This is a genomic window from Actinomadura sp. NPDC000929 (assembly GCF_040492065.1).
GTDB classification, from domain to species: domain Bacteria; phylum Actinomycetota; class Actinomycetes; order Streptosporangiales; family Streptosporangiaceae; genus Spirillospora; species Spirillospora verrucosospora.
Window position 1 is genome coordinate 141,195 of the sequence record NZ_JBEUPA010000002.1, and the last position, 23,923, is coordinate 165,117.

Below are 23,923 nucleotides of genomic sequence, written 5' to 3' on the forward strand. Positions count from 1 at the left end.
CCCTGGTGACGGAGGGAACGTATCCGCACAACTACGGTGGCGTGAGCGTCTGGTGTGACCAGCTCGTCCGGGGCATGCCGGAGCACTCCTTCCATGTCCGGGCGCTCACGACCACCGGGTCGGAGCCGGTGGTCTGGGACCTTCCCCGCCATGTGACCGCCGAGTCCGTCCCGATGTGGGGGCCGTCCGGAGGGCGGCCCCCGTCCCGCGGCGAGGCCCGCCGGTTCGAGCGGCTCCTGCGCCCCTTCCTGGACGCGGTCCTCGCGCCCTCCCGGGACGCGGAGGTCTTCCCCCACCTCCTGCGCGGGCTGTTCGAGTTCGGGCGGACGAGCGACCTCGGTGCGGCGATGCGCACCGAGGGGCCCGTCCGCTGGCTCATGGACGCCTGGACGGCCCGCGCCGACGAGTTCGACCGGATCGGCGTCCGGCCCACCGTCCACGACGCGCTCACGGCGATCGACCTGCTGGAGCACCTGCTGCGCCCGCTGACCGTCCCGCCGCCGCGCGCCGACGTCACGCACGCGGTGTCCAACGGCGTCCCCGTACTGCCCGCCCTCGCCGCCAAATGGACCCACGGAACCCCGCTGTGCCTCACCGAACACGGCATCTACCTGCGGGAACGCTATATCGGGATGCGGCGGTCGCCGTTCGCGTGGCCGGTCAAGGCGGTGGTGCTCGGCTTCATGCGCCTGCTGTGCGCCGCGGGCTACCGCTCGGCCGACCTGCTCACCCCCGCCAACCTCTACAACCAGCGGTGGGAGGTGAGATGCGGTGCCGACCCCGGGAACATGGAGACGGTCTACAACGGCGTGGACCCGGCGAGCTTCCCGGCCGCCGGCGCCGAACCCGCCGGCCCCGTCCTCAGCTGGGCGGGGCGCGTCGACCCGATCAAGGACCTGGAGACGCTGATCCGGGCGTTCGCGCTGGTGCGGGAGGAGCTGCCGGAGGCGCGGCTGCGGATGTTCGGCGGCACCCCGTCCGGCGGGGAGCGGTACCGGGCCCGCTGCGAGGAGCTCGTCGCCGACCTCGGCATCGCCGGGCGGGCCACGTTCGAGGGGCGGGTCGACGACATCCGCGACGCCTACGCGGCGGGCACGGTGGTCGTCCTGTCGAGCATCTCCGAGGGCTTCCCCTACACGCTGATCGAGGCGATGACCTGCGGCCGCGCGACCGTGGCGACCGACGTCGGCGGGGTGCGGGAGGCGGTCGCCGACACCGGGCTGGTCGTCCCGCCGCGCGCGCCGCGCCAGATGGCGGACGCGTGCCTGCGGCTGCTCGGGGACGAGATGGCGCGGCGGCGACTCGGCCGCGCCGCGCGGGAGCGGGCGCTGGAGCTGTTCACCGTGGACCGCGCGATCGACGCGTTCCGGGACATCTACACGGGGCTCCGCGCTCCCGGCGGTGCGAACCGCCCGGCGGCCGAGGCGAGGCTCGCGTGAGCGCCTCGGTGGAGGGCCTGCGCGAGCGCATGGCCGACCTCTGCGCGGGCGCCGTCGACGCGCTGGAGGTCACGGCCGGGCTGGAGGCGGAGGGCGTCAACGACGAGGCGGCCAAGGCCTACGGCCATCCGGACGTGTTCGCGCTCGCCGAGGATCTGTACGCCCGGACGCCGCGCCGCCCGCCGCCGCCCGAGAACGCCGAGGCGCCGTGGAGGCCCGAGCCGCTGCGCCACCTGCTGCGCGGCGTGCTGTTCGGCCTCCCCGGGCTCTGCTACGTCTCCGCTTCCCAGGTGCTGGACGGGACGGGCGCGGGCGTCCTCCTGGTGTTCTCGCTGCTGCTGTCCTGGGCGTTCAGCCAGGGGACGGCCTACCTCGGGTACGTCCGGCTGGGGCTCGCGGGCCGGGCGGCGGCGTCCGGCGTCCTGCGCTACGGGCTTGCCGGCGGGACGCTGGTCGTCGTCCCGGCAACGGTGGGCGCGGGCGTGCTGACGGGAGCGGGCACGATGGCCACGGCGCTGTCCGCCGGGCTGTCGGCCTACCTGCTGTCCGCCACGGCCGTGCAGGTCAGCGGCGCCGAGGTGTGGCTCCTCTTGGCGCTGCTCCCCGGCGTCGCCGCGGCGGCGCTCCACCTCGCCGGGCACGGGCCGCCCCCCGCGGTCTGGGGCGCGTGGGCGGTGTCGCTCGCGGCCACGGCGGTGCTCGCGCTCCTCTGCACGCGCGGCGCCGGACGTGCAAAGGTGACGCGCGCGGACCTCAGGGCGGCGCTGCCGTTCGCCCTCTTCGGCGTGCTGACCGGCGGGCTGCTGACGTACACGCTGCTGTGCGCTCTGGCGGGCCGTCCCGTCCCGTCGGGGACCACGACGGTGGCGGTGCTGTCGCTCTCGCTGTCGATGGGCTGCGCCGAATGGGTCCTGTACGCCTACCGCCGGCGCGTCCACGACCTCCTGCGGTCGCACACCGGCATGGCCGGGTTCACACGCGCCGCCCGCACCGTCCTGGCCCGGGCGCTCGTCCAGTACCTGGCGGCGCTGCTGGCGATCACCGCCGCCGCCGCGGTCATCGCCCGCCTGCCCGCCACGGCCGTCACGGCGCGGACGCTCGGCGGGTTCGCCGCGCTCGGCTGCGCGTTCTTCACGGCCCTCGTCCTGCAGGCCTGCGGCCGCATCGGCGCCGCCCTCGCCGGATACGCCTGCGCCCTGGCCGCCGAGGCCGCGGCGGTCCCGGCCCTGCCGAACGCCGCCCCCGCCACGGTCCAGCTCGCCGCCGCGTGCGGGCTGCTCGTCCTCCTCACGATCCACGCGGGCCGCGTCCTGGCCCGCGCGACCTCCCATCGATGAAGGGCAGACAACGATGCAGAACACGGTCGCCGTGACGGGAGCCGACGGGTTCATCGGCTCCCACCTGGTCGAAGCGCTCGTGGAACGCGGGCATCGCGTCCGGGCCATGGTGCAGTACAACTCGTTCGCGTCCTGGGGATGGCTCGACGACGTCGCGCCCGACGTGATGGAGCAGGTGGACGTTGTGCCGGGCGACGTCCGGGACCCGGCGTCGGTGCGCGGCCTGGTCCGGGACGCGGAGGCCGTCTACCACCTGGCCGCGCTGATCGCGATCCCGTACTCCTACCGGGCGCCCCGCTCGTACGTCGACGCCAACGTCACCGGGACCCTGAACGTCCTGGAGGCCGTGCGGGACGAGGAGACGCCGCGGCTCGTCCACACCTCCACCAGCGAGACGTACGGGACGGCGCGGCGCGTCCCCATCGACGAGTCGCACCCCCTCCAGGCGCAGTCCCCGTACGCGGCCACGAAGATCGCGGCGGACAAGCTGGTGGAGAGCTACCACGCCTCGTTCGGCCTGCCCGCGGTGACGCTGCGCCCGTTCAACACCTTCGGGCCCCGCCAGTCGGCGCGCGCGTTCATCCCCACCGTCGTCGGCCAGATCGCCGCCGGGACCGGCGCGGTCGAGGTCGGGGCGCTCGAACCCACCCGCGACTTCACGTTCGTCCGCGACACCGCCGAGGCGTTCGTCGCGCTCGGCACGGCGCCCGCCGGGGACGTCGTCGGCGGCACGTTCAACTCCGGCACCGGCGTGGAGATCTCGATGGGGCGGCTCGCCCGGACCATCGCCGGCCTGATGGGCGCCGATCCCGAGTTCCGGTGCGCCGCCGACCGCGAGCGCCCCGCGGCGTCGGAGGTCATGCGGCTCGTCTGCGACAGCGGCCGGCTGCGCCGCGTCACCGGCTGGCGGCACCGGCACACCCTCGAAGAGGGCCTCAAGCAGACCGTCGAGTGGTTCCTCGACCCCGCCAACCTGGCGCGCTACCGGACGTCCACCTACACCATCTAGTACCTACACCCTCTAGTGAGGCACCATCATGCACGCCGTCATCCTCGCGGGCGGCAAGGGAGTGCGGCTGCGCCCGTACACGACGACCCTTCCGAAGCCGCTCGTCCCCATCGGCGACGAGTACTCCATCCTGGAGATCCTGCTGCACCAGCTGTCCCGGCAGGGGTTCGCCACCGTGACGCTGGCCATCGGGCACCTCGGGCACCTCATCCGGTCCTACGTCGGTGACGGGAGCCGGTGGGGGCTGCGCGTCGACTACGCCTCCGAGGAGGCGCCGCTCGGCACCATCGGCCCGCTGCTGGCCATGCGGGACCGGCTCCCCGCCGAGTTCCTGGTGACCAACGGCGACGTCCTCACCGACCTCGACTTCGCCGGGCTGCTGGACGAGCACCGGGCGGCCCGGCCCCCGCTGACCGTCGCCACGTACGCGCGGAAGGTCGACATCGACTTCGGCGTCCTCACCGCCGTCGACGGGCGGGTCGTCGAGTTCGCCGAGAAGCCCACGCTCGACTACCAGGTCAGCATGGGCGTGTACGGGGTGTCCGCCGCCGCGCTCGCCGCGTACGAGCCGGGGTTCCCGCTCGGCTTCGACGAGCTCGTCCTCGACCTGCTGGCGGCCGGGCGCCATCCGCGCGCGTACCGGTTCGACGGGTACTGGCTCGACATCGGCCGGCCCGCCGACTACGACCGGGCCAACGCCGAGTTCCCCGCGCTGCGCCCGCAACTGCTGGAGGGCCGCGTCCCGGCCTCCCGGCGGTCATGAGCCGGATCCTGCTGGTCGGCGCGACGGGGTTCGTCGGCCGGCACGTCCGGGCGCGGGCGGCCGCCGCCGGATTCGACGTCGTCGCGGCCGGACGGTCACCGGGGCTCGGCGGCCTGCCGCTGGACCTGACCGCCGGCCCCGGCGACGTGGCGGCGGCCGTCCGGCGCGTCGCGCCGGACGTGGTCGTCAACTGCGCCGGGGTCACGCACGGGTCCCCCGCGGAACTCGTCCGGGGCAACGTCGTCGCCGTCGCGAACCTCCTCGCGGGGGTGGCGGCGGCGCCGGGGCCCGTCCGGCTCGTGCACCTCGGCTCGGCCGCCGAGTACGGGCACGTCGAGCAGGGCACGCCCGTCTCGGAGCTCGCGCCGCCGCGCCCGCTCGGCCCGTACGGGGTCACGAAGCTGGCCGGGACGGAGCTCGTCCGCGCCGCCGGGCTCGACGCGGTCGTCCTGCGGGTGTTCAACCCGGTCGGGCCCGGCGCCCCCGGCACCACGCTGGCCGGGCGGCTCGCCGCCGAGCTGCGCCGCGCGGCGGGCGCCGGCGAGGACGTGCGGGTGGGGCCGCTCGACGCGAGCCGCGACCTCGTGGACGTGCGCGACGTCGCCGACGCGGTGGTCGCCGCCGTCCGCGCCCCCGGCGCGCTGCCCGCCGTGCTGAACGTCGGCAGCGGGCGGGCCACGCCGCTGCGGGACATGGCGGCGCTGCTGCTGCGCGTCACCGGCGCGCGGAGCCGGGTGCTGGAGTCCGCCGCGGGCTCGGACCGGTCGGCGGGCGTGGCCTGGCAGCGCGCCGACATCGGCGCCGCCGGGCGGGCGCTCGGCTGGACCCCGGCCACCGACCTGACGACGTCACTGCGCGACCTCTGGACGGACCACCTCCTAAAGGAGCGGAGCGATGCGGGGGGTGTGGGGGGTCGTCCCCCCACAGGGAGCACGGATGAGCGGAGCGATCCGGGGGGTGCGGGGGGTCGTCCTCCCACGGGGAGCACGGATGAGCGCAGCGATGCGGGGGGTGTGGGGGGTCGTCCCCCCACAGGGAGCACAGCATGAGCGGAGTGGGGCTTGCTTCGTCGGTGGCCGTGCCGGCGTACTTCCCTCCCGGCGCCGTCGACTGGACCGACCTCGCCGACCCTCGCCTCGGCGCCGTCGTGCTCAACGTCGACAGCGGCGCGGGCACGGCACGGGACGGCGGGTTCGCGGACGTCGCGCACCGCACGTCCGCCGCCGGGGTGCGGCTCGCCGGGTACGTGGACACCGCGTACGGGCGCCGCCCGCCCGCCGAGATCGAGGAGGAGGTGCGGCGGTACCGCCGGTGGTACGGCGTCCGGGCGGTGTTCCTCGACCAGGTGCCGGCCGGGCCCGAGCACGTGCTGCGGTACCGGCGCATCGTGGCGGGCGTCCGGGCGCGGGGCGCGGAGCACGTCGTCCTCAACCACGGCGCGTACCCCGACGAGGCGTACGCGCGGCTCGCCGACCTGCTCGTCACCTTCGAGGGGCCGTGGTCGACGTACCGGCACGTCCGTGCACCCGAGTGGGCGACGCGGATGCCCGCCGAGCGGTTCTGCCATCTGGTCTACGCGGCGCCGCGCCCGGTTCTCCCACGCGCGCTCGCGCGGGCCGGACGCTGCAACGCAGGCGTCGTGTACATCACCGACCGGACGGGAGCGAACCCGTGGAACGGCCTGCCCGAGTACTTCTCCAGGGAGCTTTCCCTCGTCTACGCGGCGGACTGAGCGGGGTCGTGTCGTTCCGCTGCGATGGTCCGGCCGGTGCTTTACGCTCACACCCCATGCGTGGACCACTGGTGCGAATCACGTCCGTCCTGGTCGCCGGGACGTCCCTGCTCGCCGCTCCCGCCATGCACCCCGCGGCGCTCGCCACCGCCGAGGCAGGCACCGCCAAGGCAAGCACCGCCGCCAAGGGAGATCTGGGCAAGGACCTCGACGCCATCCTCGCCGACAGCCGCCTGGAGGGCGCCACCGTCGGCGCCGTGGTGCGCGACGCCCGCACGGGCGCCGTCCGCTACTCGCGGGGCGCGACGGCACAGGTGATGCCCGCCTCGAACATGAAGCTCTACACGTCGGGAGCGGCGCTGTCGCTGCTGGGGCCCGGGTACCGGTTCCGCACCGGCGTGTACGCGCGGGCGGTGTCCGGGTCGTCCGTCAAGGGCGACCTCTACCTCAAGGGCACCGGCGACCCGACGACGCGGGCCGCCGACTACGACCGGCTCGCCGCCCAGGTGGCGGCGCGGGGCGTCCGGCGCGTCGAGGGAGGCCTCGTCGCGGACGACTCCTGGTTCGACGCCGTCCGCACGCCCTCCCACTGGGACCCCACCGACCTGCAGTACTACTACGCCGCGCAGACGTCCGCACTGACCGTCGCGCCGGACGACGACTTCGACGCCGGATCGGTCGAGGTGTCGGTGCGGCCGGGCGCCGCCGAGGGCGCGCCGGTCGAGGTCGGGCTGGCCCCGGCGACCCGTACCGTCAAGATCGACAACAGGGCGGTCACGGGCACTCCCGGGTCGCCGTCCACGCTGGCGGTGAACCGGGCCAACGGCAGCGACACCATCGTGGTGAGCGGCTCCCACCCCGCGGGCGGCGCGGCCTACACCACCCTGCGCACGGTCGAGAACCCCAGTCTGTACGCGGCGGACGTCTTCCGGAGCGCGCTGCGGGCGCACGGCGTCGAGGTCGAGGGCGCCACCGAGCGCGGCCGGACCCCGAAGGGCGCCGCCGCGCTCGCCGCCCGCTCCTCGATGCCGCTGTCGCGGCTGATGGTGCCGTTCCTCAAGCTCAGCAACAACATGGTCGCCGAGACCCTGGTCAAGGCGATCGGCCGGGAGAAGGCGGGCGAGGGGAGCTGGACGGCGGGCCTGCCCGTGGTCGAGAGGTACGCCCGCGGCCAGGGCGTCCCCACCGCACGGCTGGACATGGCCGACGGATCGGGGCTGTCGCGCGAGAACCGCACGACCGCGCAGGACGTCAGCACCATCCTGAAGAAGGCGCAGAGCGCGCCCTGGTTCAGCACCTGGTACCGGGCGCTGCCGGTCGCCGGCGACCCGGACCGGCTCGACGGCGGCACCCTGCGGTCGCGGATGCGGAACACCCCGGCCGCGGGCAACGTGCACGCCAAGACGGGGACGCTGACCGGCGTCTCCGCGCTCTCGGGCTACGTCACCGACCCGTCCGGGCGGCGGCTCGTCTTCTCGGTCGTGCTGAACGGCTACCAGGGCGCGGCGCCCAAGGACATCGAGGACAAGGTCGCGATCCGGCTGGCCGGGGGAGACCCCGCCGCCGTCCGGACGTTCCGCACCTCCGGGAACGCCCCGCAGCTGGAGTGCTCCTGGATCGGCCGCTGCTGACCGGCGACCGCCTCTGACCAGGGGTGGGGCGCGTCCCGCCGCCGGCGGAACGCGCCCCGCCGGCGTTCACCCCTGGTGCTCGGGGACGTAGAGGCGGACGTCGTCGACGTACGCCTCGCCCTCGTAGTAGTTGAGGTGCGGGTCGCCGATGATGAAGGAGTCGGGGTAGGCCGAGCCCTTGGGCCAGCTGTGCTCGGTCGTGTACGTCCCGGCCGGGCCCCTGTGGACGAGCCTGCGGTCGAACCGGCCGTCGTACTCGTCCGGCGTCTGGTTGTAGTGCCAGATCGGGCGCCCGTTCTCCACGAAGTCGTGGTGGACGCGCAGCGTGGTCTGCCCGGTGTGCAGGAACGGGCCGCTCATCTCCAGCGTGTACCCGGTGCGGTCGCGCTCGATCGCGAACCGGTAGGCGGCCTTCGGCATCAGCTCCGGCCGCAGCTCGGCGCTGGTGAGGTGCCCCTCGAACCGGCCGCCCGGCCCGTACCGCCGGTCCATGGACGCCTCCCCGCACGCGGTCTTGGCGTAGTACTCGTTGCTGATGTTGTTGTTGGCGGTCTCGCGGAACAGGTCGCCGCGCGGGAACAGCGCGTTGACGCCGTTGAAGGTGCCGTCGAACGTCCGGTACATCGTGCGGGTCTTCGGGTCGCAGGTCGCGGCGTTCTTCCAGCGGGCGTCGTCGCTGTAGTAGCCGTCCATGATGGCCTTGCGCCGGAAGTGGATCCCGGGGTTGCCGTGCGGCGCCGGGTTCGCGTGGTCGAGGATCGTCAGGTAGTAGAACCCGTTCTCCCGCGTCACGTCGGGGTACTGGCACCGGGACTTCCCCGGCAGCGCGCCCTGGAACGTCCACGGGTACCGGGTCTTGCACGGCTCCCTGGTGTACCCGTTGTGCCTGCCGTCGTAGTCGAACGTGCCGCCCCGCTTGCCGCCGAACCGGATGCCCCGCAACGTCATCTCCACCCGGTAGTACCGGGGCAGCGGGCGGGTCGGCCGGATCAGGACGCCCGCGTCCCAGCTCGGCTCGGAGATCCGCGCGACGCGGTGCCCGCCCGGCAGCGTCACGGCTGACAGCCCCGGACGGGAGTCGGGACGCCCGTCGCGGTCCTTGTCGACCGCGGCGACCTCCGCGGTCAGCCACCCCCGCTGCCCGAAGGCGACGCGCTTGCGGAACACGTTGAGGGTCTTCATCTGCCGCTCGAACAGCGGCCCGCTGATCTTCTTCCAGGCCGCCCCGTCGTCGTCGAACGCGTCGACCGCCCACGGGCTGCGCGGCCCCTGCGGGTCGAGCCGCCACGGCGCCCCGTCGACGCGCAGCGGCCGGTCGAACCGCTCCTGCGCGACCAGCTTCCACCGGCCGCCGCCTGCCGCCGTCCCCACGGACCATCCCGCGGACACGACCGCCGCGGCGGCCGTCCCGACGGCCACGCCCGCCACTTTCCAGCTCGTCCTCAAGACGCACACCCCTCCCCGCGGAGCGCGCGGCCGCGCTCCGCCCCCGAACGTCGCAACGCATCGGAATTATATGAACGCGGAGAGTGATGAAGTGGGAGGCGGAGCCCGGCGTCGTCAGCGCTGGGAGAGGTAGCTTTCGGCGGTGTCGCGCAGGCGCGCGTGGACGCCGTCGTAGGCGGAGACGCCCGGCAGCGCGGTCTTGGGCATCTTCGCGAGCATCGTGTAGTTGGTGTCGACGACGTTGCCCGCCGGGGCGAGCGCCGCCTGGCTGACCAGCTGGTAGGCGTCCAGCTCGTCCAGGCCGAGCAGCGACGACGTCCAGGTGACCAGGTCGTGCTGGCTGATCCGGAACGCGTCCTCCAGAGGGCGGGCCGACCCGGTCGACATCAGGTGGAGGTCGTCCTCCAGGCGCGGCCAGGCCGGTGCGGCGCCCTTGATCAGATCCACGACCACGACGGTGTCCATCGCCGCCTCCACAGCGGTGCCGCAGACCTCGCCCTCGCCCTGGCGGCAGTGGCCGTCGCCGATGGAGATCAGGCCGCCCGGCACGTTGACCGGGAAGTACGCGGTGGTGCCCGCGCGCATCTCCGGGGTGTCCATGTTGCCGCCGTGCGCGCCCGGGGTGATGCTCATGATCACCTCGCCGGCGGCCGGGGCCACGCCCACGGTGCCGTGCATGGGGTCGAGCGGCAGCTCGATCTCCAGGTCGCTCTCGCGGGCGCGGAAGCGGCAGATCCCCCGGGCGGCGTCCACATCGTAGATCCACACCCGTTCCGGCAGGGCCTGGTGCAGCATCGCCGTCGTGTGCGTCGCGGTCAGCGCCCCGAAGTGCGGGAACGTGGACGAGACCGCCCAGTCGCGCGCGGGGCGGATGTCCGCGAAGTGCACCGCGACCGCGTCGCCGGGCTCGGCGCCCGCGACGGCGATGGGGCCGGTGACGGGGTTGAGGTAGGGGAAGGAGCACACCCGGCTGGGCAGGTCGTCCACTCCCCGGACGGCGCCGCCGAAGCAGTCCTCGGTCGTCAGCTCCACGACGGTGCCGGGCGCGACCGTGAGCGCCGCCTCCCGTCCGCCGAACGCGAAGCCGGGCTCGGTTCCCGTCATGGAGACCACGTCGAACGTCACTTCTCGTTCTCCTCCTCTGCGATGCCGGCCAGGGCCGGATGGCGGTGGGTGACCAGCAGCCCGACCAGCAGCACCAGCCCGACGCCGAGCCACAGGAAGCCCAGCTCCTGCGCGGCGACCTTCGCGTTGACCACCACGTAGGCGAGGATGCCGAAGCCGATCGCCGGCGCGATCAGGTGGCGCCACCAGTCCCGGCTGCCCGACCGGACGACGTAGTGGACGACGACCGAGACGTGCAGCACCAGGAAGGCCGTCATGGCGCCGAAGTTGACGAGCGAGCTGAGCAGGGTGATGCCGTCCTCGCGCTGCTCCATGTAGAGGCCGAGGCCCAGCGAGACGGCCGCGACCAGCAGGGTCGCGTTGACCGGGACCTGCCGCCGGGGATGGACCCTGGCGAGGAACCTCGGCAGCTGCCGGTCCCGCGCCATGGCGTACAGCAGCCGGGACGTCGCGGCCTGCGCGACCAGCGAGTTGGCGAAGCCCCACGCGATCGCGGTGGCCAGCGCGGTCAGCTTGGCCAGCCACGCGCCGCCCGCGACCCGTGCGGCGTCGTAGAACGCGGTGCCGTCCGGGTCGCCCTCGTTGACGAGCTTGCCCGGGTCGGTGACCAGCAGCGAGGCCACCCACGTCTGGACGATGAACAGCACGCCGACCAGCAGCAGCGCGGCCACCATGGACCGTCCGATGGCGCGGGCCGACTCGCGGTTCTCCTCGGCCAGCGTGGAGATGCCGTCGAAGCCGAGGAAGCTCAGGACCGCGATCGACACGGCGCCGAACACCAGCCCCCACGAGAACGTCGAGCCGTTGTAGATCGGGCTGAGGCTTCCGCCGCCGTGGCCCTTGCCCTGGGCGAGCGCCACCAGGCCCACCACCAGGAAGACCGCCAGGATGACCAGCTCGGCGACCAGCATGATCCGGTTGATGCGCGCGGTCATCTCGATGCCGAAGAAGTTGACGGCCGTGTTGAGCACGACGAACGCGATGAGCCACAGCCACACCGGGACGCCGGGCACCAGCGAGTTCATCGCCACGCTGGCGATCAGGTACAGCAGGGCCGGCACCAGCACGTAGTCGAGCAGGATCATCCAGCCGGACAGGAACCCGACCGGCGCCGCGATGCCCCGCCCGGCGTAGGTGTAGACGGACCCGGCCATCGGGAACGCCCGCGACATCTGCGCGTACGAGCCGGCGGTGAACAGCATGGCCAGCATCCCGATGGCGTAGGCGAGCGCGACCATGCCGCCCGAGCCCTCGAAGACGCTGCCGAAGATGCCGAACGGCGCGATCGGCACCATGAAGATCAGCCCGTAGACCACGAGGTCCCGGAACGTGAGGGAGCGCCGCAGCTCCTGGGTGTACCCGTAGCGCTCGATGCCCTCCGGCGGCGTGGGGTCGACGGCCATGGTCCCTCCTCGGGCGAGGACGCGGGTCGTTCCCGCTCAGCGAACCCTAGAGGCAATCTTTTCAAATGAAAAGATTTGATCCGCAAAGATCTTAGAGGCGGGTGACGACGGTGAGGTCCAGCCCGTCCGCCCTGGCCAGGTAGCCCTCCGGGCGCGGCGGGCCGAGCGGCGCCGCCGACCAGGCGCGCCGCGCGACGGGGTCGGCGCCCGCCAGCAGCCGCGCCGACGCCGACCGCCCCTGCCGCGCGGTCAGCATGCCCGCGGCGGCCAGCGCCGCCAGCAGGTGGACGCCGTCGTAGCAGCCCTCCGCGTAGGCGTCCAGGACGGGGGCCGCCTCGCCGAACACCGTCCGGTACCGCTCGGCGAGCGCGAGCTGCCGCTCGTCCCCCTGCCCGGCGAACGACCGCATCGCCGAGTACAGCTCCCCGGTGTCGTCGCCGCCGGTGGCGAGCAGGACGTTCTCCTCCAGCGCCCCCGACAGCCGGACCACCCCGGCGGACAGCCGCGAGGCGGTGAACACCCGGTTGAACACGGCCAGGTCGCGGCCGACCAGGCTGAGCAGGACCGCCTCCGTGCCCGTCCGCGCCAGCGCGTGCACGACCTCCTCGAAGCGCGCCTCCGGGTCGTCGCCCTCCGCCCACGGGAAGGGCACGAGCCGGTCCAGCACCACCTCGCCGCCCGCCGCCCGGACCCGCCGCGCCGCCGCCCGGTGGACCGCCCGCGGCCAGATGTAGTCGCTGCCCAGCAGCGCCCAGCGCCGCAGCCGAAGCCGCGCGCTCAGCCAGCGCAGCGCGGAGCCGAGCTGCCGGTCCGGCGAGTCGCCGAGCAGGACCACGCCCTGCCGCCGCGGCCCGCCCTCGTGCGGCGGCGTGAACACGTACGGCGCCCGCCCGGCGAGCGCCGCCTCCAGGCCGCGGTGCACGTCGCTCGTGTGGAACCCCACGAACGCCTGGACGAGCCCGGCGTCGGCGAGGAAACGGGCCTCGCCCGCCACCGCGCCCGGAGCCCGCCCGGCGTCCACCGGCACCAGCTCGACGGGCCGTCCGGCCGCCCCGCCGGAGGCGTTGACCTCGGTCGCGGCCAGGCACGCGGCGCTCAGCCCGGACGGCCCGGTCAGGCCGAGGGGCCCCGACAGCGGCAGCAGCAGCCCGAGCCGCAGCACGGCGGGATCCGGCCCGGTGACCAGCAACCCCGTGCCGTCCCGCACCACCGCGCGCATGATCGCCGAACCCCTCATGACCAGGCCAAGTATGCTCTTCCCACGGGCGGCTGGCGAGGGAGGCACCGGGTGGTCGAGCGGCACGGCGCGGCGGCGCGCACGGCGGAGACCGAACTCGTCGACCTGCTCACCCGCACGCAGCGGGCCCTGGCCCGCGGCCTCGGCGCCCGCCTGGACGAGGAGGGCGCGACGGTCGAGCAGTGGCGGGTGCTGCGCGCCCTCGCCGCGTCCGACGACGTCTCGATGGGCGAGCTGGCGCTCATCGTCGAGATCCCGCACCCCACCCTGACGCGGCTCGTGGACGCCCTGGTCGACTCGGCCTACCTGTACCGGTCCCACTCCACCCGGGACCGCCGCCGTGTGTCGGTGCACGTCTCCGACCTGGGCCGCGCCAAGCTGGAGCGGCTGGAGGCGCTGGCACGCGCGCACGAGCAGGCCCTCGCCGAGCGCCACGGCGACACGATCCAGAACCTGTCCGGCCTCCTGTCCGACCTCTGGAAGGGCCTCCGCTGACCCGGCGCCCCCTATGCACCGCGGGGGCGCCGGTGTTCGTTTTGTCGGGGAGCGGCCGTAGGGTCGGCGCATGTCGCGGCGGCGTTTCGATCAGGCCATGCAGCAGATGCGGACGAGGGAGCCGCGGGTCCGGGAGGACGCGTTCGACTTCCTGCGCGAGCACGCCGACGCCTACGTCGGCGAGCTGATCGCGGAGTTCGCGGCGGAGCGCGACGACCCCGGCCTGCGGTGCTGGCTGCTCGAACTGATCGCCGAGGCCCGCGCGCCGGAGGCCCTGGAGGTGTTCCGCGCCCAGCTGGAGAGCCCCGACGAGTCGCTGCGGTTCTGGGCGGTCCGCGGGCTGGAGATGCTCGACACCCGTGAGGCCGACGAGATCCTCGACGAGGCGCACGCCGGCGGCTGGCTCTTCTAGCCCGGCGCCGGGCACGCCGCCGGGGCGGGGGGGCACGGCCCCCGCGCCCCCGAGGGTCACTTCAGACGGGCCTCGATCGCCTCGATGATCCGCGGGCGCATCTCGGCGGCGCGGATGACGGCGTCGACCGAGCCGACCTCCACCGCGCGCCGGATGTCGTGCACGCGGTCGAACTCGGCGGCCACCTCGCCGAGCTTCTCGGTGCGGACCGTCGCGCGCAGCTCGTCCAGCTCCGCCGTCAGCGCGGCGCGGCCCGGCCCCGAGGACGCCGCGACGCGGCCCTCCAGGTCCCGCACCCGCGGGTCGGCGGCCGTCCGGGCGTTGACGTCGGCGGCGAACACCACCGCGGCGGCCGGGGCGCCGCCGAGCACCGACGCGAACGAGCCCTCCAGCGCGAGCACGGTCATGTTCGGGTTCAGCGCCTTGGAGAACACCACGAACGCGCCGCCGTGGTACCGGGAGATCACGCAGAACACGATCGGGCCGCGGAAGTTGACGATCGCCCGGCCGATCTCGGCCCCGTACTCCAGCTGGAGCTGCCGCATCGACTCCGGCGAGCCGTCGAAGCCCGACAGGTTCGCCAGCACCACCAGCGGCCGGTTGCCGCTGGCCGCGTTGATCGCCCGCGCGGCCTTCTTGGACGACTTCGGGAACAGCGTGCCGGCGGTGTAGGCGTCCGGGCCGTCGGTGGGCGGGAAGCCGCGCCGCGGCACCGACTGCGACTCGATGCCGAGCAGGCACACCGGCATGCCGCCGAGGTGCACGTCCTGCACCACCGCGGTCTCGGCGTCGGCCATGCCCGCCCAGCGCTCCAGCACCGGGTGGTCCTGGTCGGACAGCGCCCGCATCACGGTCCGGATGTCGAACGGCTTCTTGCGGTCCGGGTTCGCCTCGGCGGAGAAGATCTCGCCGACCGTGGTGAACTCGCTGCCCTCCAGGACGTGCGGGAAGGCGGAGACGTCCCGGTCGACGGGGTCGGTCGTGCCGGCATTGCGCGGCCCCGGCTCACCGGGCGCGACGTAGGTGTGGTCGTAGTGCGACATCAGGATGTCCCGCGCGGCGACGAGGTTCGGCGCCCAGTACTGCGCCTGCCCGTTCGGGCCCATCACCCGGTCGTAGCCGCCGATGCCGAAGTTGTCCTCGGCCGAGACGCCGCCGGAGAAGTCGAGCGCCTGCTTGCCGGTGAGCACCATCGCCGAGTCCGGCGTCATGATCAGCACGCCCTTGGTGTGCATGAGCATCGTCGCCTCGGCGTTCCAGTACGGCTGGGCGCCGACGTTGATGCCCGCGACGACGACGTTGATCTCGCCGCCGTCCTGGGTGAACTCGACGATCCGCTTGAGCGCCGCGGCCACCCAGTCCATGTTCTCCGTGCCCGACTCCATGGAGATCCGGGCGCCCGAGGACAGCGCGTACCACTCCAGCGGCACCCGCATCCGCTCGGCCAGGTCCAGCGCGGCGATCACGCGGCGGCACTCGGCCTCCGACAGCGCCCCGAGCGACTTGGTCGGGTCGCCGAGCAGCACGACCCGGGTGACGCCCTGCGGGTGCCGCCGGGTCCGCTTCGAGACGACGCCCGTGACGATCGCCGCGGTGTTGCGCCCCTTCGGCCGGTCCACCGGGACCAGGACGTTCGCGTCGTCGAGGTCGTGCTCGACGAAGTCGCCGAGCAGGCCGGTCAGCTCGTACGGGTACACGGTGTTGCGGCTGCTCGCCCGCAGCACCTTCTGCCGGTAGCCGTCGAGCGGCTCGACCGGCGCGTCCGACGGCGCGCCGACGGTCAGCCGGGTGCCGCCCGTGGCGTCGAAGGCGACCCGGACGGCGATCTTGACCGGCTCGCCCGTCCGCGGGTCGCGCTGCCGCGCGATGAGCAGGACCTCCTCCAGCCCGGCCCCCGCCGCCGCCGGCAGCATGCGGCCCGCCAGCCGCTGCAGCTCGGCGCGGGTGAGGTCGCTCGTCGGCCAGACGTAGATCACGATGCGGTTGGTGGGGAACCGCTTCTTGGACGGCCGCCGCGCCTGCGCCCTGCGGATCGAGTCCAGGCAGGTGGCGAGGGTGTACTCGGCCGTCGGCAGGGAGCGCAGCTTCCCGTCGCCGTCGCGCAGCGCGGTCAGGTCGCGCACCTGCGCGAACGCGACGAGCCGGTCGTCGGACGGGTTGTCGCGCGCCACGCACTGGAAGAGGTAGACCTCCTCGTCCGAGGACGGCAGCCGGGTCAGGTCGAACTTGTGCAGCCGCTCCATCTGCATCCGCTGCGCGATGAACGGGTGCAGGCCGCGGATCAGCCGCTCCTCGGCCATGCCCCCTGCGGGGGGACGGCCCTCCTCCGCCGGGCGGAACGTGAAGTGGTGGTGCATCACCGCGCCGCTGCTGCCCGCGACCGTCGCGGTGATCCTGCGGATCCGCGGCGGCAGCGGGTGCGCGTTGACGACCTCCTGCAGCGCGGCGGCCATCGCGTCGAAGTCCTCGGGCTGCCGCTCCCAGGACAGGTAGATGTCGGCGTCGACGTCCTCGCCGCCGTCCGCCAGCTCCGCGAGCCCGCGCAGCGCGGCGCCGAGCGCGTCGAAGCGCACCGCCGAGGAGACCAGGCGCGAGCCCGCGTGCTCGGCGACCACGAACGAGCAGCCGCCCGCCTCCCGGGTGTGCAGGCCCGTGAGGCCCTTGTTCCCGTAGTACCGCCGGGTGAGCACTTCCAGCATCACCGCGTTGTCGCCGTTGCCGCGCACGAGCCGCTGGCCGAGCAGCCGCACCAGCGGCTCGGTGCTGCGCACCATCTCGGCGATCAGCTCCTCGCGCTCCGGCGCGTCCGGGTGCGCGTCCAGGTGCCGCAGGTTGCGGCGGACGCGGGCGTAGACGGCGGCGCGGTTGCGGCGCAGCAGCGGCTGGGCGAACCAGGCGAACACCACGCCGCACGCGAGGTCGTACACCACGGGGAACCGGACCTGCGTCGCGGCCACCAGCCGCTCCAGCGCCAGGCCGGCGGCCTCGCGCAGCGCCTCGTCCGGCGGGGGCTCGCCGAGCCACTCGCGCAGCAGCGTCGCGACGACCGAGGCGTCGGCGGCCGCCCGCTGCTGCGCCAGGAAGATCCGGAACACCGCCGCCTCGAGCTCGGGGGTGCGCTCCAGGTCGGTGACGCCGTAGTGGCCGAGCGCCTTGGCGAGCTTGGCCTGGAACGCCTGGGGCAGCCCGGCCCGCTCGACGTCCAGGCTCTGCAGGTAGGTGTGGAAGTACTCGCGGGCGCTGTGCACGTGGCCGCCGTCGGTGCCGTCGCCGCCCGCCGGGCGGTTGCGGCTCAGCTCGGCGAGGTCGGCGAACACGTCGATGAGCCCGAGCTCCTCGGCCACCGGCCGGTGCCCGTCGGCGGCGGCGGCGCGGCGCGCGGCGAGGTAGCCGTCCAGGGCCCGGCGCTCGTCGTGCGGGTCGACGTCGAAGCCGAGCAGCAGGCTGCGCAGGTCCTCCTGGCCGCGGGCCGCGCGCTCGCGCGCCGGGACGGCGCCCGGCGCGGCGGGCAGATCGAGCTCGACGGCGCCGGTCGCCGCGACGTCCGCGGCCTCGGCCTCGTCGGCGAGCGGCTCCAGCCGCAGCAGCGGCGCCCCCGTCTCCACCTGGCTGCCGACGGAGACGACGCACTCCTTCAGCCGCGCCTTGAACGGCGCCCGCAGCACCGTCTCCATCTTCATGCTCTCCAGGACCAGCACCGGCGCGCCCGCCTCGACCTCGGCGCCGACCTCCAGGGGCGTGGCGACGACCAGCGCCGGCGCGGGCGAGCGGACGACGCCGCCCTCGTCGCGGCTGACCCGGTGCGCCACCCCGTCCACCTCGACGAAGTGGACCGGGCCGTGGGTGCCGGTGAGCAGGCGGTACCGGGAGCCGTTGACGGTGATCTGGCCGAGGTGCCGGTCGAAGCGTTCGAGCTCGACGTCGGCGGTGCGGACCTCGCCGCCCGCCTCGACGGCGACGCGGAACCGGTCCGCGCCGACCCGGGCCACCCGCACCCGGTAGCCGGTGCCGCGCAGCTTGAGGTCCAGCGGCCGGCCGCTCTCGTGCCGCGCCTGCGGGCGCCCGCCGGACGCCGTCGACAGCAGCCGCCGCCGCTCGGCGCCCTCCGCCTCCTCGTAGGCCTCGATGGCGGCGGCGGCGAGCGCGACGGCGGAGTGCCGGTGGGTGACGAGGCCGCCCTCGGCGCGGACGCGGTCGATCCAGCCGGTGTCGGCGCTCGCGTCGATCACTTCGGGCCGGTCGAGCAGGTCGAGCACGAAGCTCTTGTTCGTCGCGCCGCCCTCGATGATCACCGTGGTCTGGGTCATCGCGCGGCGCAGCCGGCCGAGCGCCTCGTCGCGGTCGCGGCCGTAGGCGATGATCTTGGCGATCATCGAGTCGAAGTCGGCGGGGATCGTGTCGCCCTCGCTGACGCCGGTGTCCACCCGGATGCCCGGCCCGGCGGGCAGGTCCAGCCGGACGATGCGGCCCGGCGAGGGGGCGAAGTCGCGGTCGGGGTCCTCGGCGTTCAGCCGCGCCTCGACCGCGTGCCCGCGCTCCACCGGCGGAGCGCCGTCGAGCCGTCCGCCGGAGGCCACGTGCAGCTGCGCCTTGACCAGGTCGAACCCGGTGGTGGACTCGGTGATCGGGTGCTCGACCTGGAGGCGGGTGTTGACCTCCAGGAACGCGAACATCCGGTCGCCGGGGTGGTACAGGAACTCGACGGTCGCCGCGCCGCGGTACCCGACCGCGACGGCGAGCCGCTCGGCCGACGCCTTCAGCTCGGCGGTCTGCTCGGCGCCGAGCACCGGCGACGCCGACTCCTCGATGATCTTCTGGTTGCGGCGCTGCACCGAGCAGTCGCGCACGCCGAGCGCCCACGCGCTCTCGCCGTCGGCGATCACCTGGACCTCGACGTGCCGGGCGCCGGTGACGAGGCGCTCCAGGAACACGACGCCGCTGCCGAAGGCCCGCGCCGCCTCCTGGCTGGTGCGCTCGTAGGCGTCCGCCAGCTCGGCCGCGCTGGTGATCACTCGGATGCCGCGGCCGCCGCCGCCCGCGGTCGCCTTCAGCATCAGCGGGTAGCCGATGCGCTCCGCCGCCGCGATCGCCTCGTCCAGGGTCTCGACCGCGCCGCGGCTCCACGGCGCGACCGGCACGCCGACCTCCTCGGCGATCAGCTTCGCGCCGATCTTGTCGCCGAGCCGGCGCATGGCCTCCGCGCTCGGTCCGACGAACGCCACCCCGATCCGGTCGCACAGCTCCGCGAACGCCGGGTCCTCCGCGACGAAGCCCCAGCCGACCCACGCGGCGTCGGCGCCGGTCTCCACCAGCGCGCGCTCCAGGACCTCCAGGTCCAGGTACGGCCGGGCGGACGCGGGGCCGAGGTCGTAGGCCAGGTCGGCCTCGCGGACGAAGGTGGCCGTCCGGTCGACATCGGTGTACAGGGCGACGGTCTCGATCCGCGTCCCGCTCTCCGCGGCGATGTCCCGTACGGCGTGGATGAGCCGCATGGCGGCCTCACCCCGGTTCACGATGGCGACACGACTGAACACCCGACCGAGCCCTCCTGTTAGACGGTGCGCGCTTCCTGGCGGTGCGCGCTGTCTGGCGATGCGCGTTGTTGGACGACGTGCGGCGCCGGGACGCGGCGCACCCGGACACACTCACCTTTCCGCCCGGAGGGCGAAGGCGCCATGCCGCCGACAACGCACGCTGCGCCGCTGTAGTTGTAGGAAACCTGCAAAACCGGTCGCCCCCGCCGCACGCGCGAAAGGATCAGGATACGGAAACCGGCTCCGGTTCCCGGCGAGGCCCGGAGCGGGCCGGCCGGCTGCCGAAGCCCGACAGGATCGCCTCCAGCAGCGGGAGCGCGCGGCCCGCCCTCTTCGCGCGGATGACCAGGTCCCACGCGGGCTCGAACTTCTTCCAACCTCCGGCGTAGGCGACGTGCCGGGTCCTGCCGCGCAGCGTCGGCTTGGTGGAGGCGCCGCGCAGGATCGAACCCCAGCGGTAGAAGTCGCGGTAGGCGCGCCAGTAGCCGTCCTCAAGCTGCTGCGCGGTCATCCTGGCGGGCTTGAAGACGACCGTGCGGGTGTCGTACCGGTCCCAGTCGGAGTGCAGGAGGCGGTCGGCCTTGGCCATCCGGTCGTAGAGGCGGGTCCCCGGATAGGGGGTCAGGATGTGGAAGGTGGCCGTCTCGATCCCCTGGCCGATCGCCCACTCGACGGTGCGGTCGAACACCGACGGGTCGTCCTCGTCCATCCCGAACACGAAACTGCCGTTGACCATCACGCCGTTGTCGCGCAGCCGGCGGACCACCGCGCCGTAGTCGCGGTCGATGTTCTGCCACTTGCGCTGCTCGGTGAGGTTCCCGGCGTTGACGGTCTCGAAGCCGACGAACAGGCTCCGCAGCCCCGACTCGACGGCCTTCTCCAGGAGCCCGGGGTTGAGCACCGCCTTCACCGTCCCGGCCGCCTGCCAGAGCCGTCCCATGCCGCGCATCCCGTCGAACAGCGCGGACGCGAACCGGGCATTGCCGAACAGGTGGTCGTCCAGGAAGTACAGATGCCGCCCCGGCAGCCGGTCGATCTCGGCGAGCGCCGCGTCGACCGTCTGGGTGTAGAACGACTTGCCGCCCTCGAAGAACGCCTCCTTGTAGCAGAAGTCGCACACGTGCGGGCAGCCGCGCGACACCACGATCGAGTTCGGGACGAGGTAGCGCTCGCGGGCGATGAGGTCGCGGCGGATGGGCGGCAGCGCCGCGAGCGTCCGCTCGGAGGAGTCGTAGCGTGCCGCCGGGCGGCCGGCGCGCAGGTCGGCGAGGAAGCGGGGCCAGGTGTCCTCGCCGGGCCCGCAGAAGATCGTGTCGGCGTGCCGGGCGGCCTCGTCCGGGAGCGAGGTGACGTGCAGCCCGCCCAGGCACACGTGGACGCCCCGGGCGCGGTAGAGGTCGGCGAGCTCGTAGGCCCGCCGCGCGGAGGTGATGTAGACCTGGATCACCACGAGGTCGGGCTCGTCGGAGGTGTCGACCTTCTGCACGTGCTCGTCGGTCACCGTCACCTCGTCGTCCGGGTCGAGGTACCCGGCGAGCGTGGCCAGCCCGAGCGGCGGGAACAGCGAGTACTTGATCGGACGGAAGAAGGGCGAGGTCGCCTCGGTCAGGGCCGGGAGGATCATCTTCACGCGCATGTCTCATTGGACGCCTCCCCGCCGCCGCGGTGGCGTCCGCCATGTGCGGATCGTGTGGAGATCCCGTGTGGGCGGAGCCCCGGGGCCAGGGCGAGGGTGACGGCCACCGACGCGGCGGCCATGATCGCCATGGCGGCGGCGGGCGAGGTCGCCTGGGCGGCGCCGCCCGCCAGCGCCGCCCCGGCGCCCTGCATGGTGAGCATCCCGGACGAGTGCAGCCCCAGGGCGTGCCCGTGCATGCGGACCGGGGTCAGCGCCATGAGGCGCTCCTGCAGCAGCAGCGTCGACCCGTACCCGACGGAGGCCAGCAGGACGGCGGCCGCGCCGACCGGGAGCGGCGGGTCGACGGCGAACAGCAGGTAGGGGCCCGCCAGCAGGAGCAGCAGGGGCGGGCTCAGCCGCTCGCGCAGGCGGCGGGGGACGAACCGGCCCGCGGCGGTGTCGCCGACCAGCATGCCGACGGCCGCCGCGGCGAGCAGCAGTCCCGCGTGCCGCGGCGAGTAGGGGACGAAGAGGGCCTCGCAACCGACGATCAGGCCGTTCGGCACCCACATCGCGAGGTAGGCGTACCGGCGCGGACCCGAGGAGAGCAGCCGCACCGTGGTCCGCCACGTCTCGCCGAGGCTCGGATGCCCGGCGGCCCGGGGCGGCCGGCGGCCCAGGCCGGTGACCGCCACCACGGCGGTGAGAAGGTAGAGCGCGGCGCCGGTGAGCAGGGCGCCCCGGGGCGAGAGCGCGACCACGAGGACGCCGCCGACCGCGAAGCCGCCGATCTGCGTCGTCCCCGCCGCCATGTTCAGCACGGAGCGCCCGAGGAGGTACCCCTCGTCCGGCAGGATCTCGCTCAGGAGGCCGTAGCAGACGCCGCTCCGCAGCGAGGCGACCAGCCCGAGCCCCGCCACGACGGCGAGGAGCGCCGCCGGCGGAAGGCCGGGCACCGCCAGGACGGCCGTCCCCGCGCCGAACAGCAGGGCCATGCAGGCGAGCGCGGTCCTCGGCGGCAGGCGGTCGGCGGCCGACAGCAGCGTCAGCGCGCCCGCCATCTGGGCGAACGAGCCGCCGAACATGCTCAGCGCCGACAGCAGCGGCGAGCGGGTCGACTCGTACACCAGCGTGCCGAGCGCCAGGCCGCTGACCGTCTGCGCGGACTCCTGGACCGTGAACGACGTGAGGAGCGGCGTGTACTCCGGGGCGCGGAAGAGATCCCGATACGTGCGCATGCCCGCCAGGTTCGGGGCCGCCGCCGGAGGGCCGGTAGAGTTTCGCGAGGAGGCGAAACGTGAGCCTGTGGCAGGTCAACGCGGACACCCTCGCGAGCGGCCGCTTCGTCATCTCCGCCCTGGCGGAGACCACCGCCTGCGTGAAGCTCCTGGAGAAGGGCGCCGCCGCGCATCCGGGGGAGCGATCCTGGCTCGACGCCCACCTGCCCGCCTACCGCCGGATGCTGCGGCGCGACCCGGTCACCGCCGCGCTGCTGGACGCCGCCCTCGGCGCCAGGACCAGGTGGAGCGCCGACTTCCTGACGCCGCCGCACCCGGGCGTGGGCTCGCCGCCGTTCGAGGAGGAGCTCGACACCGTCCGCCGGACTCCGCCCGAGCGGGCCTACGCCGACCTGGAGGTCTCGTCCGGCGGCCCGCTGCCCGCCGCGCTGCGCCGCCCCGACGCGCCCCAGCGGATCGCCGGCCTGCTGGAGTGGGTGTGGACGCACGCCGTCGAGCCGGACTGGGAGCGCCGCCGCCGCGTCGTCGAGGCCGACGCCGTCGCGCGCGCCGGGCAGCTGGGCCAGGGCGGATGGGCCGCGGCCCTGGACGACATGCGCCCCGGGATGCGCTGGCTCGGCGACGGCCGCCTCCAGATCGACGTCCTCGACTTCCCGCCGCGCGACATCTCCGGTGCCCGGCTGCTCTTCGTCCCGGTCACGCCCCGGACGGGATGGGTGGCCTGGCAGGAGCCGGACCCCGACCGGTACGCGATCGTCTACCCCTGCTCGGCCCCGCTGGCCGGCGCGGGCGAGGCCGCCGTCCCCGAAGCGCTCGAACGCCTCCTCGGCCCGGGACGCGCCCGCGTCCTCGTCCTTCTCGCCACGCCGCTGAGCACCACGCAGCTCGTGGCGCTGACCGGCCAGGGGCTCGGCTCGGTCGGCCGCCACCTCCGGGTCCTCTTCGACGCCCGCCTGGTCGACCGCCGCCGCGCCGGCCGCTCCGTCCTCTACTACCGGACGGCCACCGGCGACGCACTCGTGGACGGCGTCCGGCCCCCGCACGCCCCCGCGGTCACCGCTGGGGCAGTTCCTGGTCCTGGTCCTCGTTCTTGACGGTCTCGGCCGAAGCGCCGGTGAGGTGGTACAGCGTCCCCGTGATGTCCAGGAGCCGGTCGAGCCGCACGCTCCGGCCGGTCAGCGCGAGGTGGACGCCGGCCGCGGACGTCCGGCGGTGCACCATCAGCAGTGCGGCCAGGCCGGCCGAGTCGCACATGCCCATCCCGCCGCAGGCGAGCTCCAGCTCGCGGACGTCCGGGTTGTCCTCCATCTGCGTCCGGACGGTGGCCACCAGCCTGTCGGCGGTGTGAAAGTCCAGATCACCCTCAATCTCGATCCGCAGCGAGCGCGCCCCGGAAAGGGTGGCGACCACGCGCAGCGGAGTATCGGGAACAAAGGCGGTCATCAGGGTTCCTCCGTGGATGCCCCGGCCTTCGGGCCAGGGAGAAAACGGACTCCTAGGGAGC

At 74.2% G+C, this 23,923-nt stretch carries 18 protein-coding genes; 10 read left to right on the plus strand and 8 right to left on the minus strand.

Translation table 11 applies throughout. The annotated features are described in order from the left end of the window. Positions 1 to 5: 5 nt before the first annotated feature. The 7 genes from pelF to dacB are packed head-to-tail and all read left to right on the plus strand — an operon-like array spanning position 6 to position 7,911. Complete coding sequence (gene pelF, locus ABWI04_RS01435; RefSeq protein WP_353831087.1) at positions 6 to 1,439, plus strand: GT4 family glycosyltransferase PelF; 1,434 nt, start codon at positions 6 to 8, stop codon at positions 1,437 to 1,439. Further along, positions 1,436 to 2,776, plus strand: coding sequence for a hypothetical protein (locus ABWI04_RS01440; RefSeq protein ID WP_353831088.1), 1,341 nt, complete (start codon positions 1,436 to 1,438; stop codon positions 2,774 to 2,776). Before pelF ends, ABWI04_RS01440 begins: the two co-directional genes overlap by 4 nt. Positions 2,777 to 2,789: 13 nt before the next feature. Next, a complete protein-coding gene (locus ABWI04_RS01445; RefSeq protein WP_353831089.1) occupies positions 2,790 to 3,785 on the plus strand; it encodes an SDR family NAD(P)-dependent oxidoreductase in 996 nt (331 codons plus the stop codon). Positions 3,786 to 3,813: 28 nt separating this feature from the next. Then, positions 3,814 to 4,548 carry a nucleotidyltransferase family protein gene (locus ABWI04_RS01450; RefSeq protein WP_353831090.1) on the plus strand — a complete coding sequence of 245 codons (735 nt, stop codon included), beginning with the start codon at positions 3,814 to 3,816 and terminating at the stop codon, positions 4,546 to 4,548. After that, complete coding sequence (locus ABWI04_RS01455; protein ID WP_353831091.1) at positions 4,545 to 5,597, plus strand: NAD-dependent epimerase/dehydratase family protein; 1,053 nt, start codon at positions 4,545 to 4,547, stop codon at positions 5,595 to 5,597. The genes ABWI04_RS01450 and ABWI04_RS01455 overlap by 4 nt, the downstream gene beginning before the upstream one ends. Continuing rightward, positions 5,594 to 6,280: a spherulation-specific family 4 protein gene (locus ABWI04_RS01460; RefSeq protein WP_345182918.1), complete on the plus strand. Its 687-nt coding sequence runs from the start codon at positions 5,594 to 5,596 to the stop codon at positions 6,278 to 6,280. The genes ABWI04_RS01455 and ABWI04_RS01460 overlap by 4 nt, the downstream gene beginning before the upstream one ends. Before the next feature lie 56 nt (positions 6,281 to 6,336). After that, positions 6,337 to 7,911: a D-alanyl-D-alanine carboxypeptidase/D-alanyl-D-alanine endopeptidase gene (gene dacB, locus ABWI04_RS01465; protein WP_353831092.1), complete on the plus strand. Its 1,575-nt coding sequence runs from the start codon at positions 6,337 to 6,339 to the stop codon at positions 7,909 to 7,911. Positions 7,912 to 7,977: 66 nt separating this feature from the next. On the opposite strand, the gene ABWI04_RS01470 is transcribed toward dacB, so the two are convergent. From ABWI04_RS01470 to ABWI04_RS01485, 4 genes are all read right to left on the minus strand, one after another. Beyond that, positions 7,978 to 9,330, minus strand: coding sequence for a hypothetical protein (locus ABWI04_RS01470; protein WP_345182920.1), 1,353 nt, complete (start codon positions 9,328 to 9,330; stop codon positions 7,978 to 7,980). A gap of 141 nt (positions 9,331 to 9,471) precedes the next feature. Next, positions 9,472 to 10,482, minus strand: coding sequence for an acetamidase/formamidase family protein (locus tag ABWI04_RS01475; RefSeq protein WP_345182922.1), 1,011 nt, complete (start codon positions 10,480 to 10,482; stop codon positions 9,472 to 9,474). Further along, positions 10,479 to 11,885 (minus strand): APC family permease, encoded by a 1,407-nt coding sequence (locus ABWI04_RS01480; RefSeq protein WP_353831093.1) that lies wholly within the window; start codon positions 11,883 to 11,885, stop codon positions 10,479 to 10,481. Before ABWI04_RS01480 ends, ABWI04_RS01475 begins: the two co-directional genes overlap by 4 nt. A gap of 91 nt (positions 11,886 to 11,976) precedes the next feature. Then, on the minus strand, positions 11,977 to 13,122 hold the full coding sequence (locus ABWI04_RS01485; RefSeq protein ID WP_353831094.1) for an ABC transporter substrate-binding protein: 1,146 nt from the start codon (positions 13,120 to 13,122) through the stop codon (positions 11,977 to 11,979). Between the two features lie 51 nt (positions 13,123 to 13,173). On the opposite strand from ABWI04_RS01485, the gene ABWI04_RS01490 reads away from it, so the two are divergent. Then, entirely contained in the window at positions 13,174 to 13,617 is a 444-nt protein-coding gene (locus ABWI04_RS01490; RefSeq protein WP_353831095.1) for a MarR family winged helix-turn-helix transcriptional regulator, read from the plus strand. 70 nt (positions 13,618 to 13,687) lie between these two features. Beyond that, complete coding sequence (locus ABWI04_RS01495; protein ID WP_345182926.1) at positions 13,688 to 14,029, plus strand: HEAT repeat domain-containing protein; 342 nt, start codon at positions 13,688 to 13,690, stop codon at positions 14,027 to 14,029. A gap of 56 nt (positions 14,030 to 14,085) precedes the next feature. Here ABWI04_RS01495 and ABWI04_RS01500 read toward each other — a convergent pair whose 3' ends face one another. From ABWI04_RS01500 to ABWI04_RS01510, 3 genes are all read right to left on the minus strand, one after another. Then, complete coding sequence (locus ABWI04_RS01500) at positions 14,086 to 19,563, minus strand: ATP-binding protein (protein WP_353831096.1); 5,478 nt, start codon at positions 19,561 to 19,563, stop codon at positions 14,086 to 14,088. A gap of 223 nt (positions 19,564 to 19,786) precedes the next feature. Beyond that, positions 19,787 to 21,199, minus strand: coding sequence for a B12-binding domain-containing radical SAM protein (locus ABWI04_RS01505; RefSeq protein WP_353831097.1), 1,413 nt, complete (start codon positions 21,197 to 21,199; stop codon positions 19,787 to 19,789). Continuing rightward, positions 21,190 to 22,419: an MFS transporter gene (locus tag ABWI04_RS01510; protein WP_353831098.1), complete on the minus strand. Its 1,230-nt coding sequence runs from the start codon at positions 22,417 to 22,419 to the stop codon at positions 21,190 to 21,192. Before ABWI04_RS01510 ends, ABWI04_RS01505 begins: the two co-directional genes overlap by 10 nt. A 59-nt stretch (positions 22,420 to 22,478) precedes the next feature. On the opposite strand from ABWI04_RS01510, the gene ABWI04_RS01515 reads away from it, so the two are divergent. After that, positions 22,479 to 23,513, plus strand: a complete 1,035-nt coding sequence (locus ABWI04_RS01515; protein ID WP_353831099.1) for an ArsR/SmtB family transcription factor — start codon at positions 22,479 to 22,481, stop codon at positions 23,511 to 23,513. Here the strand turns inward: ABWI04_RS01515 and ABWI04_RS01520 are convergent. After that, positions 23,473 to 23,862: an STAS domain-containing protein gene (locus ABWI04_RS01520; RefSeq protein WP_353831100.1), complete on the minus strand. Its 390-nt coding sequence runs from the start codon at positions 23,860 to 23,862 to the stop codon at positions 23,473 to 23,475. The two genes, ABWI04_RS01515 and ABWI04_RS01520, sit on opposite strands and share 41 nt — an antisense overlap. Positions 23,863 to 23,923 lie beyond the last annotated feature (61 nt).

Excerpts from the sequence above, each read along its gene's own strand:
- ABWI04_RS01445 (WP_353831089.1), top strand. The coding sequence starts at position 2,790 with ATGCAGAACACGGTCGCCGTGACGGGAGCCGACGGGTTCATCGGCTCC.
- ABWI04_RS01450 (WP_353831090.1), top strand. The coding sequence starts at position 3,814 with ATGCACGCCGTCATCCTCGCGGGCGGCAAGGGAGTGCGGCTGCGCCCG.
- ABWI04_RS01455 (WP_353831091.1), top strand. The coding sequence starts at position 4,545 with ATGAGCCGGATCCTGCTGGTCGGCGCGACGGGGTTCGTCGGCCGGCAC.
- ABWI04_RS01460 (WP_345182918.1), top strand. The coding sequence starts at position 5,594 with ATGAGCGGAGTGGGGCTTGCTTCGTCGGTGGCCGTGCCGGCGTACTTC.
- dacB (WP_353831092.1), top strand. The coding sequence starts at position 6,337 with ATGCGTGGACCACTGGTGCGAATCACGTCCGTCCTGGTCGCCGGGACG.
- ABWI04_RS01480 (WP_353831093.1), bottom strand. The coding sequence starts at position 11,885 with ATGGCCGTCGACCCCACGCCGCCGGAGGGCATCGAGCGCTACGGGTAC.
- ABWI04_RS01485 (WP_353831094.1), bottom strand. The coding sequence starts at position 13,122 with ATGAGGGGTTCGGCGATCATGCGCGCGGTGGTGCGGGACGGCACGGGG.
- ABWI04_RS01495 (WP_345182926.1), top strand. The coding sequence starts at position 13,688 with ATGTCGCGGCGGCGTTTCGATCAGGCCATGCAGCAGATGCGGACGAGG.
- ABWI04_RS01505 (WP_353831097.1), bottom strand. The coding sequence starts at position 21,199 with ATGCGCGTGAAGATGATCCTCCCGGCCCTGACCGAGGCGACCTCGCCC.
- ABWI04_RS01510 (WP_353831098.1), bottom strand. The coding sequence starts at position 22,419 with ATGCGCACGTATCGGGATCTCTTCCGCGCCCCGGAGTACACGCCGCTC.
- ABWI04_RS01520 (WP_353831100.1), bottom strand. The coding sequence starts at position 23,862 with ATGACCGCCTTTGTTCCCGATACTCCGCTGCGCGTGGTCGCCACCCTT.